The 16,725-nt window shown below is 70.5% G+C and carries 13 protein-coding genes; 6 read left to right on the plus strand and 7 right to left on the minus strand.

Annotated elements, in window-relative coordinates; translation table 11 throughout:
* Positions 1-413: 413 nt before the first annotated feature.
* Positions 414-980, plus strand: a complete 567-nt coding sequence (locus tag LP52_RS22865) for an ATP-binding protein (RefSeq protein ID WP_052810177.1) — start codon at positions 414-416, stop codon at positions 978-980.
* A gap of 125 nt (positions 981-1,105) precedes the next feature.
* On the opposite strand, the gene LP52_RS22870 is transcribed toward LP52_RS22865, so the two are convergent.
* Complete coding sequence (locus LP52_RS22870; protein ID WP_052810178.1) at positions 1,106-2,659, minus strand: BCCT family transporter; 1,554 nt, start codon at positions 2,657-2,659, stop codon at positions 1,106-1,108.
* A 634-nt stretch (positions 2,660-3,293) separates the two neighbouring features.
* Here LP52_RS22870 and LP52_RS22875 point away from each other — a divergent pair.
* From LP52_RS22875 to LP52_RS25925, 4 genes are all read left to right on the plus strand, one after another.
* Positions 3,294-4,049, plus strand: a complete 756-nt coding sequence (locus LP52_RS22875) for a DUF2625 family protein (protein ID WP_040276455.1) — start codon at positions 3,294-3,296, stop codon at positions 4,047-4,049.
* A 603-nt stretch (positions 4,050-4,652) separates the two neighbouring features.
* Positions 4,653-5,051, plus strand: a complete 399-nt coding sequence (locus LP52_RS22880) for a group I truncated hemoglobin (protein WP_238581059.1) — start codon at positions 4,653-4,655, stop codon at positions 5,049-5,051.
* Between the two features lie 246 nt (positions 5,052-5,297).
* Complete coding sequence (locus LP52_RS22885; protein ID WP_040276457.1) at positions 5,298-6,440, plus strand: globin domain-containing protein; 1,143 nt, start codon at positions 5,298-5,300, stop codon at positions 6,438-6,440.
* A complete protein-coding gene (locus tag LP52_RS25925) occupies positions 6,437-7,270 on the plus strand; it encodes a DivIVA domain-containing protein (RefSeq protein WP_169775398.1) in 834 nt (277 codons plus the stop codon). Before LP52_RS22885 ends, LP52_RS25925 begins: the two co-directional genes overlap by 4 nt.
* A gap of 204 nt (positions 7,271-7,474) precedes the next feature.
* Here the strand turns inward: LP52_RS25925 and LP52_RS22895 are convergent, their stop codons facing one another.
* The 4 genes from LP52_RS22895 to LP52_RS22910 all read right to left on the minus strand — a co-directional run bounded on the left by LP52_RS22895 (position 7,475) and on the right by LP52_RS22910 (position 14,450).
* Positions 7,475-9,253 carry a glycoside hydrolase family 6 protein gene (locus LP52_RS22895; RefSeq protein ID WP_040276458.1) on the minus strand — a complete coding sequence of 593 codons (1,779 nt, stop codon included), beginning with the start codon at positions 9,251-9,253 and terminating at the stop codon, positions 7,475-7,477.
* Between the two features lie 363 nt (positions 9,254-9,616).
* Complete coding sequence (locus tag LP52_RS22900) at positions 9,617-12,547, minus strand: glycoside hydrolase family 48 protein (protein WP_040276459.1); 2,931 nt, start codon at positions 12,545-12,547, stop codon at positions 9,617-9,619.
* Between the two features lie 620 nt (positions 12,548-13,167).
* Positions 13,168-13,488, minus strand: coding sequence for a YrhK family protein (locus tag LP52_RS22905; RefSeq protein ID WP_040276460.1), 321 nt, complete (start codon positions 13,486-13,488; stop codon positions 13,168-13,170).
* Positions 13,489-13,664: 176 nt separating this feature from the next.
* On the minus strand, positions 13,665-14,450 hold the full coding sequence (locus LP52_RS22910; RefSeq protein WP_040276490.1) for a maleylpyruvate isomerase family mycothiol-dependent enzyme: 786 nt from the start codon (positions 14,448-14,450) through the stop codon (positions 13,665-13,667).
* A gap of 224 nt (positions 14,451-14,674) precedes the next feature.
* On the opposite strand from LP52_RS22910, the gene LP52_RS27505 reads away from it, so the two are divergent.
* Positions 14,675-14,881 carry a hypothetical protein gene (locus LP52_RS27505; protein WP_157036445.1) on the plus strand — a complete coding sequence of 69 codons (207 nt, stop codon included), beginning with the start codon at positions 14,675-14,677 and terminating at the stop codon, positions 14,879-14,881.
* Positions 14,882-14,910: 29 nt separating this feature from the next.
* On the opposite strand, the gene LP52_RS22915 is transcribed toward LP52_RS27505, so the two are convergent.
* Positions 14,911-15,858: a sulfotransferase family protein gene (locus LP52_RS22915; RefSeq protein ID WP_040276461.1), complete on the minus strand. Its 948-nt coding sequence runs from the start codon at positions 15,856-15,858 to the stop codon at positions 14,911-14,913.
* Between the two features lie 476 nt (positions 15,859-16,334).
* Complete coding sequence (locus LP52_RS22920) at positions 16,335-16,673, minus strand: hypothetical protein (RefSeq protein WP_040276462.1); 339 nt, start codon at positions 16,671-16,673, stop codon at positions 16,335-16,337.
* Positions 16,674-16,725 lie beyond the last annotated feature (52 nt).

Raw genomic sequence — 16,725 nt, forward strand, 5'->3', positions numbered from 1 at the left:
GCTGACACAAAAGGCGGCGCACTTGTCTGGAGAAGCGAAACCAGGCAAATGACGGATAGCGGATCGAGTCCGACTTCGGTAAATCTTGAGCTGTCGGACTGCCTCTTGGGAGCGCTCCCGCGTAGACTCGCGGCAGGCCGGGAGGTCGAGTGGTGGCAATGGCGCTCACGATCGTCGACCGGCAAAATCTGTATACAATCTGCGGACGAGGTTGTCGGAGGGCCGCTAGTGCGGCAGAATTCGACGATGGATGGTGGTTCCTCTGGGGCCGGTGAGACTACGTCGCCGCCCGAGGCCGGAGTAAGCGCGGATCCGTTCCCGGCTTATCGGGTGCGACGGTTCCGGTGGCCCGAACGGGCAGTCGGCGCCTCCCTGCCCGGGGATCGACAAGCACCCTAAGGCGGTGGCCCGATATGGCCCAGTGCGACGGAGTGGACGACGACGTCGGAATCTATACGCTGCAGGCGTTCCGCACTTTCCTCGGTGCGCCTGGCGAGTGCCGCGAGGCCCGGCTCTGGGCCCGCACGCGCATGCGCCCGTTTCCCGACGTCGCCGACGCGGTCGAACTCGTGGTCAGCGAGTTCTTCGGCAACGCCCTCCGGCACAGCGCCTCCGGCGAGCCCGGCGGCACCGTGTTCATCAGTCTCGTCGGCCTGGTCTCGGGCGCACTGCACCTGGAGGTGCACGACGAGGGCCCCCGCAGCGACGCCCCGCGCACCGCGGCCCGCGTGGTTTCGCCCGACTTCGACCGCCCCGACGGTCGAGGGCTCTTCATCGCCGCCGCTCTGACCAAGGAGTGGGGCCGGCTGCCGGCCACCGGCGGGCCCGGCTACGCCGAGCGCGGCTACACCAGCATCTTCGACACCGGCTGCGAGCCGGACGGCGCCGAGTACTCCGGCCCCATGATCACCTGGGCCGACTTCACCACCGCGGTACGCGCCCCCGCCGGCGTGGGCGCGCCGCAGCACTCGATGTCCTGACGACCGTCCCGGGCGGCCGCCCCCGCACGCACCCGCGCCCCCGTACGCCGCCCGCATGCGCGCTCCCGCGGTGTCCTCGCGACCTTCCACCGGTCGAGGGCCGGAGTCGCCGCGCCGGCCGAGCGTCAGGCCGTGATCTCCGGACTGCGGGGCTGTCGGCAGTCCTTGGCCAGCGCCTGCATCAGCGCGATCATCATCAGAAAGCCCATCACGAAGAACGGCAGGCCGACCACGATGATGACCGTGGTGAGTGCGTCCAGCCCGCCCTGGCCGGTGGCCGCGAGCAGGGTGGCCGCCACGACGCCCTCGGTCACGGCCCAGAACACCCGCTGGCGGACGGGACCGGCCTTCTCGGTTCCCGAGCAGAGCATGTCGATCACCAGCGAAGCGGAGTCCGAGGACGTCGTGAAGAAGATCGCCACGATCACCACGGCCAGGCCGGAGATCAGCGTGGTCAGCGGGTAGTTCTCCAGGAACGCGAAGAGCGCGCCGGGGATGTCCCCCTGATCGACCACCTCGCGCACCAGCCCGCCGGGGCCGTTCATCTGGATGTCGAAGGCCGAGAGTCCGAAGACGCTGAACCAGATGATGGTGAAGGCCGTGGGCAGACCGAGCACGCCGAAGACGAACTGGCGCAGTGTGCGTCCTTTGGAGATGCGCGCGATGAAGATGCCCACGAACGGCGACCAGGTGATCGTCCACGCCCAGTAGAAGACGGTCCAGTCGCCCTGCCAGCCGCTGTGGCCGAAGGTGTCGTTCCAGAACGACAGCGGGACCAGCCAGCTGGCGTAGATGCCGACGCTCTCGATGACGCCCCGGATCAGGAACAGCGGCGCCCCGGTGGCGATGATGAACAGCAGCAGTCCGACCGCCAGCAGGATGTTGACGTTGGACAGCCGCCGCACGCCCCGGTCGAGGCCGAGGGACACCGACGTGACGGCGACGGCGGTGATCACCCCGATGATGATCACCTGCATGGTCTTGGACTCCGCCGTGCCGAAGAGGGCGGACAGTCCGCTGTTGATCTGCAGGGTGCCCAGGCCCAGCGATACCGCGACGCCGAACAGGGTGCCCATGACCGCCGTGATGTCGATGATCCGCCCGATCGGGCCGTTGATCTGGTCGCCGAGGAAGGGGTGGAAGATGGAACTCACCCGCACCGGCAGCCCGCGCTTGTAGATGAAGTAGGCGAACGCCAGCGCGGGCAGGCAGAAGATCGTCCAGGTGTGCAGACCGAAGTGGTACAGCGTGTAGCCCATGGCCTGCTCGGCGGCCGCGACCGACTGCGGATCGGCGTTGCCCTGCGGCGGGTTGGCGAAGTGGCTGATGGGCTCGGCGACGCCCCAGAACATCAGGATGGTGCCGATGCCCGCCGCGAACAGCATGGCGAACCACGACAGGGTGCTGTATTCGGGCTGTTCGTCGCTGGCGCCCAGCCGCACGCGGCCGTACCGGGTAAGGCCCAGCGCGACGAGGAAGATGAGAAACGTCGTGACGCCCAGGATGTAGAACCAGCCGAGATTGGTGAGGATCCACGCCGACGCGCCGCCGAACAGGGCGTCGATGGTGTCGGTGAACACGATCGACGCGACGACGAACACCACCGTCAAACCCGCGGAAATCGAAAAGATGAACGGGTTCGTATCGAGCCCGAGCCTGCGGCTGAGATTCTGGAGCATCGGATTTTCCTTTCACCTGGCCGCCGGTGGGCGCCGTCGTTCCCGCGCCGTGTGACCAGTGCGGACGGGGGGCCGGCACGCATCGCACCGGCCTGTCGGCGCCGGTCCTCGCGTGCGTCCGACTGAGATCATGGCATATCAGCGGCGGGCGGGCGGGGCGTGTCCACAGCCCGCGCGTCGATTCGGACGCACCGTTCGGGGTGGAATCCGATGAACGGCGGTAAACGGTGGTCTTCAGGCTCGCCGTACGTACCGCGATCCGCCTTCCGAACACCCTGTCGACGAAGGTTGCGTCCGTCCGTCCGCCCTAGGCCACGGGCCTCAATTCGGACACTTCACTACGAAGTATGCTCTTTTTGGGTTTTTGTTAGTGGAAACACGTGCCCGTGTAGGGCCGTTGATAACTCCGCGAACCTCCCGAATCTCGCGGCGGTCGGCCTCCGCGGCGCCCGGCGCCCGGCGTATCGGGGCCCCACGGCACCGCCCGCGCCGATCCGGCCGCCGTCCCCCTGCGCCCGCGCGTCCCCCAGAGCGCACGACCGGGGAGCGCTCTCGCGCGTCTGTGCAGGCCACCCCCTGAATTCACCGTGTTCACCCCCTGCCGCGGCGGGCGTCGCGATGGGATCATGGGGGCATGCGAGCCCTCAGTGAGCTCGTCGACGTCGACGAGTCCGCCTGGCCCGCGCTGCAGGAGGAGTTCGCGCGCAGCGGCGTGCCCGTTCGCGTGCTGCCCGCCGAACGGCCCCGCCGCGGGCGCTCGTGCCTGCTGCAGCTGCAGCTCACCGTCCGCTCCGCCCTTGGAGCCGTCGCGCTGCACTCCGGCGGGCTGCTGGTGGACTCCGGATGGGTGCGGATCTTCGGCGGAGCGGGTCCCGACGCCCACGACGCCCTGCCCAGCCTGGCGCGTGTCAACGGCTTCCCCGCCGATCCCGAACCCGGCTGGCGGCCCGAGGGCGGCCTCGTCGTGGCGCACGACGTGCTCGGCGGCGTGTTCGCGATCAACGGCCCCGAGGCCGAGGGCCTGGGCCGTCCCGGCGACCCCGGTGAGATCGCCTATTTCGGCCCCGACACGCTGGAGTGGGAGCCGCTGGAGGTCGGCCACGGCGCGTGGCTGTCGTGGGTGCTGGGGGGCGGGCTGGAGCACTTCTACCGCGGCCTGCGCTGGCCCGGCTGGCGCGAGGAGGTCGTCGGTGTGGCGCCGTCCCACGGAATCGTGGTGGAGCCGTGCCTGTGGTCGGCCCACGCGCAGGGCGGCATCGCCGACGCCTGCCGCCGGCCCGTCCCGACCGCCGAGCTGGTCGGTCTGTATCGCAGCGAGACCGCCCGCCTCGGCCTGGCCGGTCCCGGTTTCCTCGGCCATCACGCCGACGGGCGTCCCCCGCCGGATTGAGGTGGGGGCGGCAGTCACCGTGTGTGGCGGTCGCTGATCAGTGGAGGCACTTGCGGTGTCGCCGCTGCATCACGGAGGGCGACCGCGTGTCCTGCGTGTGGACCGCCGGGACGCGTCCGGCGGGCAGGCGGATCCGTCGAGGCCGGGGCTCCGCAGCGCTTATCCCCGCGGTTCTCCGGACCACGGAAATCGGATGTTCGCGGCAAACCGGCTGAAAGCGCGTGGCGCTGAGGGTGAATACCCGATACTTTCGGTAAAAATACGAACGGTGATCAAGGTATGGTATGCGTTGAATGCATTCCGTGACCGTATTCTCCTGCGAAGAACCGCGTGAGCGCTCTTGCAGGTGGCAGCGCGGATGTCCAGCGGCCGACGGCATCGGCCAATCGGTCCGAGGTCCCGAATCGGGACGAAGCACCGGAAGTCAATGCCGATTATCCTGCGCGCGTGCACCCGCGCGAGGGTGCGGAAGTCCGCTATGAGCACGGAAAACACCCACAATCGGGACATGCTTTGACGATTCGGTAACGGCCTCTGTAGTCTTCCTCACCGAGTTCTCTCGCGCATCTCCTTCCCTCCCCTTACTCCTTTGAGGTGCCCATCGTGACGAACGATTCCGTCAGCATCTACGAGCGCATCGGCGGCCACGAGGCGATTGCCGCCGTGGTCGACGACCTGTACGTGCGCATTATGGACGACCCGCAGTTGGAAGGTTTCTTCACCGGATCCAACCTGGCCAAGCTCAAGGGCCGCCAGGTCGAGTTCTTCAGCGCCGCACTCGGGGGCCCGAACGTCTACGACGGCGGCGCCATGGACGAGGTCCACCGCGGTCGCGGTATCGAGCAGCACCACTTCGACCTGGTCGCCGATCACCTCGTCGCGTCGCTGAAGGGTGCCGGTGTGCCCGCCGACACCGTCGACGAGATCATCGGGGTCGTCGCGCCCCTGTCCCACGACATCGTCGGAGGATCGAGCAAGACGCCCTCTGCCGCGGCCGACTGAGCCGCGCCCAGTATGGACACTCCCAGCGGCGGCCCTCCACCACTGCGGTGCCGCCCTGCGGAGGCCCGAGCGCACCACGGCCGGGCACCGCGCCGTTCCGCGCCCGCGGACCCGCGCGCCGCCACGGCATGCGGTGCCGGTCGGCGCAGGTGCGCTGACCACTTCTGCAACATGCCCCGAGTCCCGCCGGCGCGTGCCCGAACCGGACACGCCGGTCGCCGGGTGCACTCCGTAAGGATCTGATACGTGGATGTCACGCGGCTGAAGGACAGCTGGAAGAAGGTCGCGGCCTACGGCGACGAAGTGCCGCTGTTCTTCTACTCCACACTGTTCCTGACCCATCCCGAGACCCGCCGGCTGTTCCCCGTGAGCATGTCGGGCCAGCGCGACCGCCTGGTGGGAGCGCTGGGGAGGATCGTCTCCGACGTCGACCGGGTCGACGAGCTGGTGCCGTTCCTGCAGCAGCTCGGACGCGACCACCGCAAGTTCGCCGTGGTGGCCGAGCACTACCCGGCCGTCGGCCAGGCGTTGCTGCACACGCTGTCGCACTTCCTGGGCCCGGAATGGACGCCCGAGCTGGCGGAGGACTGGGAAGAGGCTTACGGCCTGGTGGCCAAGGTGATGACCGAGGCCGCCGACGAGGCCGCCACCACGACCCCACCGTGGTGGGACGCGCGTGTCGTCTGGCACGAGCGCCGCACCGCCGACATCGCGGCCCTGTGCGTGCAGCCGGAGTACCAGCTGGACTACACGCCCGGCCAGAGCCTGGCGGTGGAGTCGCGCCTGCGGCCCAACGTGTGGCGGTACTTCACCCCCGCCAACGCGCCGCGCCGCAACGGCACCATCGACTTCCACGTCCGCCTCGTGGGCGGCGGCCCGCTGAGCACCGCCCTGGTCCAGGGCGTGGCGGCGGGCGACACGCTGCGATTGGGCGCACCGGTGGGCGATCGTCTCACCCTCACCGGCGGCCGCGACGTGCTCATGGTGGCCGGCGGCACCGGCCTGGCCCCGTTCAAGGCCATGCTGGAGTCCATGCGCGCCCAGGTGGCCCAAGGCGGCCCCCAGCGCCGGGCGCACCTGTTCGTCGGCGCCCCCTACGCTCGGGATCACTACGACTACCCGGCGCTGCACGAGATGGCCGGCGAGTGCCCGTGGTTGCGCGTGGTGCCGTGCGTCTCGCGCGAACCGGCACGACCGGGGGCCGAGGCGGGTGACGCCGTGGACGTCGCGCTGCGCTACGGGCCCTGGTCGCAGGAGGACGTCTATGTGTGCGGCTCGCCCGAGATGGTCAACGGCTCCCTGCAGCGCCTCGCTGCGGCGGGCATCCCAGCGGAGCGCATCCGTTACGAGGACTTCGACACCACCAGCACGAGCGGAGGAAATCCGTGACCGCACGCGAGGACACGGGATCGACCAACGGGTCCCATCGACGGCTGAGTCCAGAGCGCGTCCGTGCACAGGAGTTCTCGCGGACCCCGATCGGGCGGCGTGGATTCAGTGAGGAAGAGGTGCGGCGGTTCATGGGTCGCGTCGCCGAGGACATCGCCGCCAGCGACGCCGAGAAGGCCAGCCTGCGCGCCGAGATCGACCGCCTGCGCAGGCGCTACCGCGAGCAGAACGCCTCACCCGCCGACGCCGAGGGGCCGCCGGCCGACGCCGTCAACCTGCTGTCGGCTGCTCAGCAGCAGGCCGACGCCTACGTCGCCCAGGCTCAGGACTACTGCCGCCAACTCACCGAGCAGGCCCGCCAGCAGGCCGAGGACATCCTGGTCGAGGCCCGCGACCAGGCGGGCGCGGCCGCCGAGGAGGCCGCGCGCGGCTACCGCAAGAGCGCGGGGCCTTCCTACGACGCCGATCTGGAGGAGATGGAGCGCCGCGTCGCCTGGATCCAGACGTTCTGCCGGGCGGTGCAGGTGCAGATGCAGGCGGCCAGCGACGCCTTCTCCCAGGAGATCGCGCGGCTCAGCGAGTACACCGCCGACGCCGCGGCCCGCAACGGCCTCTCCACCGAAGGTACGCAGGGTACGCAGGGCACCCAGGGTGCGCGGCACGCCCAGCAGCCGCAGCAGCCGCCGCCGCAGCAGCGGGGGGCTCCCGGCGGTATCGGTCCCGACGCCGACGACTTCTACCAGCACCAGCAGCGCCACGCCGCCCCCGAGGCGGACCGCCGCGCGGCCTACGCCGAGGGGGCGCCCACCGCCTGGCCCCAACGGGGCTGAGCGCCATCCGGTCGGTGCGGGGCGGTCCGCCTTCCCTCTAGCCGCCGAGCGCACGCCGCGCTTCTCCTGCGGGGCCGTCACCACCCGCTAGCGCGGCGCAGCGCAGCAGCCGGACAGCACTGTGCCCCCGGGCTGGCACCGACCCGGGGGCACAGACTGCTGTGCGAGCAGTGAGCGGTCTAGCTGTTGTGCATCATCCTCTCGTTACACCGACGGGTGGGCGTTGGCCAGCAGCTCCTGGAACTGCGCGGAGAACCAGTGGCCGGCGATCGGCGCGTTCGGCAGCGCCCCCGAGGGGCTGTTGCCGTTGCGCACGTTGCCCTCGTAGTCGGGGTCGCACATCTCGTCGAAGCCCTTGCCTTCGTCGTTGTCGATCAGCTCGCTGGAGCCGTCGGACTCGCCGGGCGGCTTGATCCAGGAGTAGGCGTCGATACCGGAGGCGGGAGCGACCGTCGGACGCTCGCCCAGTCCGGCGCCGGCCTGGTTGCACCAGTTGCCGGGGTTGAAGCGCCGGTCGACGCGGCTGTCCTCGATGAAGGTGTTCAGGTCGTTCGACGAGCTCGGCTCGGTGGGCCGCTCGGGGCCGCCCCAGCCGTTGCGCGAGGTGTCGATCAGCATGCCGATGTCGGAGTTGAAGCCCTGAGACACGGCCTCCTGGCGCAGCGCCTGGGCGAACGTCTGCTCGTCCACGTACTGGTTCCAGTCGACCCAGTCGGACTGGCGCACCTGCTGGCCGTTGACCGTGTCGTCCACGTCGAAGTGCGGCTCCGTCAGCGCCGAGTAGTTGGCGGTGTTGACGGCGAAGCCGTGGACGTCGTCGACGGTGGCGCCGCCGGTGGTGGCGGCCTCCATGAACACCTCGACGGACGGGCCGAGGTTGGTGTCCCAGCCGATCCAGCCGTGGTGACCGGCGTCGACGTAGTTGTACACGTTGGGGATGTCGCCCAGCTCGCTCAGCGCGTAGGCGACGCCCTCGACGTAGTTGCCGTTCTCCAGCATCGTGTCGCAGTTCTCGGTGGCCGTGTCGCGGCTGCCCACGTTGGTGACGAGGTTCGGCAGCGAGTCCGGCTCGATGATGGTGGAGATCCTCAGGTCGGAGTACTCCTCATCGTCCATGATGTCGGCGATGACGTCGATGTACTCCGTCTTGTAGCGGCCGATCTCCTCCTGGCCGAGCTCGCCGTTGGAGGCCAGTGCGGCGCAGTCGCGGCCCGGGAGGTTGTAGACGACGACCTGGATGTTCACCGGCCGGTCGCCGGCCTGGGCGACGGCCTCGTCGAGGTGGTCCCGCAGGCCCATGTCGCCGGTGGTCGGGCTGTCGTTGCCCTCGATCGCGCCGATCCGGTCCAGCCACAGGGCCGTGGGCTCGTCGGCGATCGCGTCGCCGCCGGGCTCGTCGGCCGCCTTCTCGGACCACACCGGGTTCACGTACAGGTCGGCACCCTCGTATGGGTTGTCGACGCGCTCACCCGGTTCCGGATCGGGATCCGGGTCCGGGTCCGGGTCCTCCGTGGGATCCGGGGTGGGCTCCGGGTCGGGGTCCGGGTCGCCGGTGCCGCCGTCACAGGTGACCCCGTTGAGGCTGAACTCCCCGGGTGCATCGCCGCCACCGCTGCCGTTGAACCCGAACTCAGCGGTGCCGTCGGTGCCGATGGAACCGTTCCACCCCGAGCCCGATGCCGTGACGTGCTGGCCCGACTGGCTGAGATCGGCGTTCCAGCCGTTGGTGACCTGCTGGTCGCCGGGGAAGTCCCACTCCAGCTCCCAGCCGTCGACGGGGTCGCCGAGGTTGGTAACGGATACGTTGGCCGTGAAACCCGAGTTCCACTCGTTGACCACCGTGTACTCCACCTCGCAGCCCTCGGCCGCGTAGGCGGGGACTGCCACACCGAGCGCTGCCGCACCCAAGGCGAGTGCGGACATGCCCGCTACGGCTTTGCCCGACCTCCATCGGGCGCGCCCGCTCTGGGGCTCTGCTCTCATTGGTCCTCCTTGTTTTCGACCCGCCGACCGGAGGATTCCGGCGCTGCGGGCCCCATGGGGATGGGGAGGGCGGTGCACCGGGACCCGCGTGCGGGTCCCGGCACGGAGGCCGTCGGAAGCTCGGCTTCCGGCGGCCGATCCGGACCGGCCTTCAATGCTCCGCCGCCGTAGCGACGCCGAACACGAGGCCCGGCCGATCCGGATGTCTGGGAGTGCGGCGCCGCGGGGGCGCCCGAGGCGGCTCGCGCGGCCGCCGTCGAGTGTGTCGGCATCGCTCGCCTCCTCGTCCTCGTTCGATCGCTTCGCCCTGGGGAGGGGCGGGTGCCGCCGCGGCCGGACCGGTGCGGCACCCGCCCGCCCGGCTCAGCCGAACAGGTTGTCGTGGGCGGCGAAGGCCGTCGCGATCTCCGCCTGCGCCCAGAACCGGTGATAGGTGAACGTGGGAGCCTCGCCGTCGGGGTCGTCCAGGTAGTTCTGGACCTTGTCCCACTGCGGGTCGTCCCGGTAGAAGGAGCGGATGGAGGTGAAGGTCGAGCCCGGCTCGACCGGGTCGCCGTTGGGCATGGTCCCGGAGAAGCCCTCGGGGACGTAGACCTCGTCGCCGAACCGGTCGTAGTCGCCGCGGCTCTCCTCGACGGCGATGCCGAGGTCGTCCTCGTTGGCGATCAGGTGGTCCAGCAGGTCCTCGCCCGTGGTGCGGGCGTCGGTGTCGCCCGAGCCCGCCGCGTAGTACAGCAGCGTCTTGGCCAGAGCGGCCGCCACACCCACGTCCTGGCCGTGCGAGTCGACCTCGACGTGCAGGTCCGGGTTGCCCGTGGAGGACCCGTCCCAGGTGTCGGGCTGGCCGGACCAGCTCATGTCGGCCGGGACCGCGAAGTCGCCGTCGCCGTTCAGCCGGGTGTTCTCGATGGCCCAGGGCACCCAGTCCGCCAGGATCTCCTCGGCGCGCTCGTTGCCGGTCTCGTGGTAGAGCTGGGCGACGCGCTCCATGCCCCACACCTGGAAGCCGAACCAGTTGTTGGACGGCGGGTCGTGCCAGACCGGCTGCCAGTCGTAGTACATGCCGTAGAACTGCGACTGCTGCACGTCGGACGGGGGCTGGTCGTAGCTGCCCGCCCAGCTGTTGGTCGCGCCGCCGGCGATGCCGCCCTCGGAGGACTGGAGCCACTCCATGAACTCCAGCTGGCGCTCCATGCTGGTGCCCCAGTCGTCGGCGCCCGTGGGCGACTCCGGCTGCATCTCCGAGGTCTGCGACAGCGCGTAGGCCGCCATCGGGTTCTGGTAGCCCTGGTGGGCCGAGCTGCCGCCGATGCGCCAGGCCCACGGGTACTCCGCGGACTCCATCGCGCCGCCCCAGGCGTAGTACCAGGACATCAGGTAGTGGGCGCTGTTCTTGCCCTGCCCGGCCGCGCACTCCTGGGCGCCGACGCAGTCGCCGACCTCCTTGAAGTACTTGTCGAACATGGCGTAGCGCAGGTAGTCGCCCATCTTGGTGGCGTCGGCGACGACGTCGTCGACGGCGCCGCCGTTGCCCTGGTCCTCGGCCCACTTGTCGGCGAAGTAGGCCACCTGCACCGCGCGGGCGTCGGCGTCGGGCGCGTTGGTGTAGCGCCACTGCTCGGCGTAGGAGTCGTCGTCGGTGTACAGGTCGAGGAACCCGTTCTCACCGCCGTGGTCCATGGTTTCGCAGGACGGGTGGGGCACCGTCTCCCACACCGACTCCTGCGACCCGCGCTGGAAGGTGTTGATGTAGGCGGGCGCGTCGTCGGTGCCGTCGCCGCAGAAGCCGTAGCCGTAGGTGTTGTCGACGTCGAGCAGCCAGTGCATGCCGTAGACCTCGTCGGTCCCGTAGGTGCTGCTCAGCTCCTCGGCCAGCGGGTCCTCTCCGACCTCGACGCTGTCGTCCACCGGCGAGGGGTAGCCCTGCGGGGTGTCCTGCTCGGGGATGTAGGTCGCCGGCGACGACGGGTCGTAGGAGCCGTTGGTGGGTTGGTCGGCGGCGCCGGGGATGATGTACTCCTCCAGCGACGTCCATGCCTCGTTGAAGGGCTCCCATTCACCGGTGACGCGCCCGTACTCGGCTTCCAGCCACAGGAAGTAGCTGAACGCCTCGGAGGTGGTGTTGTGCCCGTGGTCGGGCGCCTCGACGATCAGCGTCTCGACCGAGTGGTAGGGCACCAGGCCGCCGTCGAACTCGCGGAAGTAGCCGCTGGCGGGGTCCTTGATCTTCTCGTACTGCTCCAGGAACGCCGCCTCGTAATCGGAGGTGGCGGCGTCGATCTCGGTGACCTCGACGGTCGCCGATCCGTAGCCCTGGCCCGAGGCGGTGAAAACCGCCGAGGCCAGCGAGCCGCCGTTGTCGGCGGAGGAGACGGTGACCTCCTGATCGGTGTCCCAGTCGTCGGCGGTGAACGTCAGTTCTCCGCCGGAGGAGACGCTGAGGTCCTCGCTGCCCTCGCTGCGCGCGACGTTCACGTCCACCGCGGAGTCGGGCGCGTTCGACAGGGAGACGTCGAAGGTCGCCTCGCCGCCTTGGCGCACGCTGACGCCGGAGGGTGCGGCCACGATCTCCGGTTCGTCGATCACCTCGACGGCGACCGGGCTGGAGGAGGTCTCCGCGCCGGCGTCGTCGACGGCTGTGGCCGTCACCGAATAGGGACCGGTCTCGGCGCCCGACCAGGTGGCGGTGTAGGGCGCCGATCCGTCGGTGCCGATCTCGGCTCCGTCGGCCTCGAAGACGACCTGCTCGACGGAGCCGTCGGTGTCGGAGGCTTCGGCGGCGAGTTCGATGTCCTCGCCGGCCAGGAAGGTCGCGCCGTCCTCAGGGGAGGTCAGGCTGACATCGGGCGGGGTGTTCTCGGGGTCGCCGCCACCGCCCCCGCAGACGGTGCCGTTGAGGGTGAACTCCTGCGGCTCGCCGTTGGCGCCGTCGGCGGTGGCCTGGAATCCGACCGTGACGGACTCGCCGCTGCCGAGGTCGGGCTGCCATCCGGGGTGGGTGACGGTGACCTGGTCGCCGTCCTGGCTGAAGTCCCCGCTCCAGCCGTTGCTCACCTGCTGACCGTCCGGGAACGTCCAGCCGAGGACCCAGTCGCTGACCGGGTCGCCCTCGTTGTTCACCGTGACTTCGGCGGTGAAGCCGCTGCCCCACTCGTTGGTGATCTCGTAGTCGACGGAGCACTCCGTCGCCGCCGCGGCGGGTGCGGCCGGCGCGAGGGCTGCGACGAGCCCCGCCGCCGCTCCGCCCGCTAGCAGCCGCGCGAGCGGCCATCGGGTCAATAGCCCAGAACCCATGGTGATGAAGTACCTCCAGTTCCTTGCAAGACCCCGCCGGAGCGGCGGGGACGTGGGGGATGCGCCCGCGGACGGGCGTGCGAACAGGCGGTGGGTACGGTGCTTAGGCGGCTACGTTGCGTAGCCGCATGGGCCGGCGGTAGGCCCGGCCGGATTCGGTGCGCGGTGGGACGGTGCGGGGTCTCGGAGCGGAGGCCGCGCCGGGAGGCGGGGACGGCGGATCGAGTGGGGGCTCGGATCGGGGGCGGGTCCGTGTCGCGGGTGGGGGATGCGATTCGGTGATCGGTTGGGAGCGCTCCCAGTGGTCCTGGTCACGGTGGTGCTTCGGCCGCTGGGGCGGGGGTCTCGGGTTGTCATGATCTGAGTCACTCTTGGGAGCGCTCCCAATACGGTAACCAGATCACACCCGCGTGTAAACCACCGGTGCCGGATTCGCCGAGGGGCGATGCATCGCCGTCTCCGCCCCGGTTTCGCGACCAGGCGTTTCCCGGGAGCGCCGTCGGCGGATGGGTTCTCCGCCGCGGAGAGGCGCCCCCGCGCGACGGCCCGTATCAGGATCGAGGGCCTCATCAGGTCCGCTCCCGGCGCGGGAAACGGCGGGCGACTCGCCGGACCGGCTTCTAGAAGTCCTGTGAGGACTCGTGCGGGGCCGCGGAAGCGGACCGGGCGTCGGTCCGCGACCGCACGCCCCGCACGTGCATCAGGCGCGCGAGGCGGATCAGCGGGCGCACCAGCAGCTCGGCGCTGCCCGCGAGGAAGCACCAGGTGCCCGCCTCCTGCCACGCCGAGGAGAAGAACATGACGCTGCCGACGATGAACCACAGCGCGATCAGGATGTCGTTGGCGATGCTCGCCGCCTCATAGCGGCGGCGGACGACCAGCTCGTCGCTGCCCATCCGCACCACCAGATCGGATCCGCCCTTGCCCCCGGACTCGGCCATGGTCCCGTCCTCCCACCGTGCTGTCCCCGTTGGGCGGAGTCCTGCCCGGCAGAGGGCGCCGCGATACTCGCGAACCCGGTGATCGGGGTGCCGGTCGGGGTGCCGGGGCGGGCCGCCGCGTCCCTTCAGACGCAGGATCGTCGCGACGCGAGGCTTCCTCCGACGGCGACGGATCGTCAGAACGCGACGTGACGCTGCCAGTGCGCGAACAGGTCGGCGTCGCCGAGGACCTCGATCCGGTCGTCGGGCGGCGTGATCCGGCCGAGGATCGCGAGCAGCAGGTCGCCCGCCGCACCGCGTACGGCCACGTCCGCCTTCCGGTGGTCGTGGCTGTAGGCGACCGCGTCCGGCCCGCGCCGGATGAGCCATTCCCCTGCCGCGCCCAGGCCCGGTGAGTCGGTGGCGTGCAGGTGCAGCGTCTGCCCCTGGCCGTGCAGCTGCCGGAGCATCTCCGGGCGCCCCGCAGCCGCACCCGGGCTCGTCAGCAGCGCCAGCCATTCCGAGATTCCGTCGGCGGCCAGCTCGGCGTCGGCCTCGTAGGGCGCGTCGAGCGTCAGAGCGACGTCGGCGCGGTGCACAGCGGTCTCGTGCGCCATCCGGCGGAGCCAGAACCACGCCTGCTGGTTCTGTCCGCTGAAGTTCCACACGGGCCGATCCGCCCCGGCGGCGTCCACCGTGTCCAGCAACTCCCGGGAACCGGCGGCGAGCCACTCCTCCAGCGCCGCCGCCTCGTCCGGCGCCGGAATGCCGGTGGGGGCGATCGACTCGCCGGGCCCGGCCACCCGCCGCCGCACCGTGTCCGCAGCGAACCGGTGGCTGCGGCCGATGTGGCGCAGCAGCTCACGCAGGTCCCAGTCCGGGCAGGTGGGCACCCGCCGGTCGAGATCGGCTCCGTGAGCGAGAGCGAGGACTCCGTCGGTCTGATGGGTCAGAGCGTCCGCGAGGCGGTTCACAGTCAGCACGGCCTGAACGTACCGGGTGCCGGTGACACGCACCCGCGTGGGCGGGCGCCGGCTTGACCGCAGCCGGCCGACCGGGACGCGTTCCCGGATCGGCGATCGGCCGCCACTGGCTGCGGGCATCGCGAGGTGGGGCACCGACCCGGCGATTCGGGCGGACGGGGTCTTCGGTGCACATCGGGTACAACTTGGACCACAGTCGTGACGAACCTGGAGGTCCCCCACCCGTGTCAGAGAAGTCAGCGCCCCGCCGCATCAGTGATCAGGCCGCTGTGGTCGGCCTCGCCGCCGTCGTCTGCCTGCTCTTCGTCAACGGCTACTTCCTCGACGGCGCGGCCCAGGCCCCCGGCGTCGTCCTCGCCGTCCTGGCCATCACAGCCGCCTGCGCCGTCTTGGGCGCCAACGCCCGCCGCCGCAAGGGCGGCGAGGCGTAGGCGAGCGCCTCGCGCCGCGTTCCGCTCGGTCAGTCGTAACCCCACGTCGCCGCGTACTTCGCCAGTTCGGGCGACAGCGCTTCGGACGTGTGGGTTTCGGCGGGGGTCTGGATCTTGCCGGAGCGGATGTTGGCGCTGCGGTCGCCCAGGTTGGGAGCGAGCTTGCCGTGGTCGAACTCGCCGTAGTCGAGCATGCCCGGCTCCCAATCCACGTCCAGGTAGACGCAGAGCTTGCGCAGCGTCTCCTCGGGGGCGGCGGTGAGGTCCTCGTAGCGGACCGTGTGGCCCTCCACGGTTTCGCGGGCGCGCTCCAGCGGCTCGACGTACTTCAGCACGTTGGCGGCGAGCTGCTCGCGGGTGGCGGTGTTGCCCTTCCGGTTGGCCAGCGAGGTCACGACGCCCTGGGGGTGGCGGAGCAGGAAGATGAACTTGGCGTGCGGCCAGGCGTAGCTCAGCCGCTCCCACGCCCACACGTTGCCCGGCGTCTTGTCGACGATGACGTCCTTGCCGCTGCGCTCCAGCTCCAGGTGCAGGATCCGGTCCCACAGCATGTGTTCGAGTTCGAGCCGGTCCAGGTCGAGTTCCTTCATCGACTTGGCGGAGAAGTCCTCGGCCAGCTGCACCTCGACGGTGCGCAGGTGCAGCTCGTGGGGAGCGCGCACGCGGGAGTGGCTGTTGAGCAGCATCCGCAGCAGCGTGGATCCCGAGCGCACCGGGCTGATCACGAAGACCGGCGAGTCGACCTGGCGCGAGACGACCGGCACCCCGTACTCGTAGTTCACGGTGCGCTTGGGCGGCCGCGTGGATTTGACGCCCGAGTCCGCGGCGCCGGACGACTTCTTCGCGGGCTTGGAGCCTGCCGACGTGTTCGCGGGGGCCGAAGCGGCACCGCCGCCGTCCGCGCGCGACTTCGGCGGGCCCAGCGCCTCGCCCAGCAGCCGCGCTCTGCGCTTGATGCCGGACCGCACGTCGCCCATCAGCCCTCACCTTCTTTCCCTTGGCAGGTCACTGGCCATCCAGCCCGGCCTGACGCGGCAAGGTGACGCTGAGGGCGCGGGCGGCTCAATGGCGCATGAACATATGCGCCACAGGCGAGTAAAGCATAAATTTCACATAAAGCACCGGTAACGGATGTAACCCACGCAGGGACGGCAGACGTCACGAAATCGGCACATGCCCGCTTCTGGGTGCTCAGAGAATCAGCGCCGAGACCGTGTGGGCTACGTCACCCGACCGGGCGAAGTGCGAGCTCGGATACACGGGTCCGCTGACGGCCGACCGGGAGGGGATCCGCTGACAGTGCGGAACTTTACCGCCCTCGCGGGGGCGGAACGGCCGCCGGGGAGCATTTCGCCGTATAGCGCACGGCCGCCGTCCCCGGTGTCGGCCCGGTATAGGCCACCGAGCGGACCCGCACCATGCAGCGAACGGGGTCGAGCGCCTCCGTCGGGCCTCAGGATTCCGTGCCGGTGTCGCCGGTTGCGCCGTCGCGGGCGGACGCGCCGGCGTCCTCCGCCGGCCGGGTGCCGCCGTCGTCCCCGCCCTCGGCGTCCTCGTCAGCGTCCCCGGCCCCCTCCGCCTTCCGATGCAGGCGGCGCAGCCGCACCGCGGCGGTCACCACGAATCCCACCGCAAGCACTCCGGCCGCCGCCCCGGTGACCGCCAGTACCGTCTCGGCGCGCGCAAGGGCCGTGTACAGCGAAACGGCACCGAAGGCCCCCAGCGCCAGTCCGGCCACGGCCTGGATCCGCGCCTCCGCGTCGGTGTCGGCGTCCCCGCCTGGTGCCCCCATGGCCCTCTCCCTTCACCGTCACCGCCGGCCCCCCGCCGACGGTCCGGACGGC

The organism is Streptomonospora alba (assembly GCF_000826685.1).
GTDB classification, from domain to species: Bacteria; Actinomycetota; Actinomycetes; order Streptosporangiales; family Streptosporangiaceae; genus Streptomonospora; species Streptomonospora alba.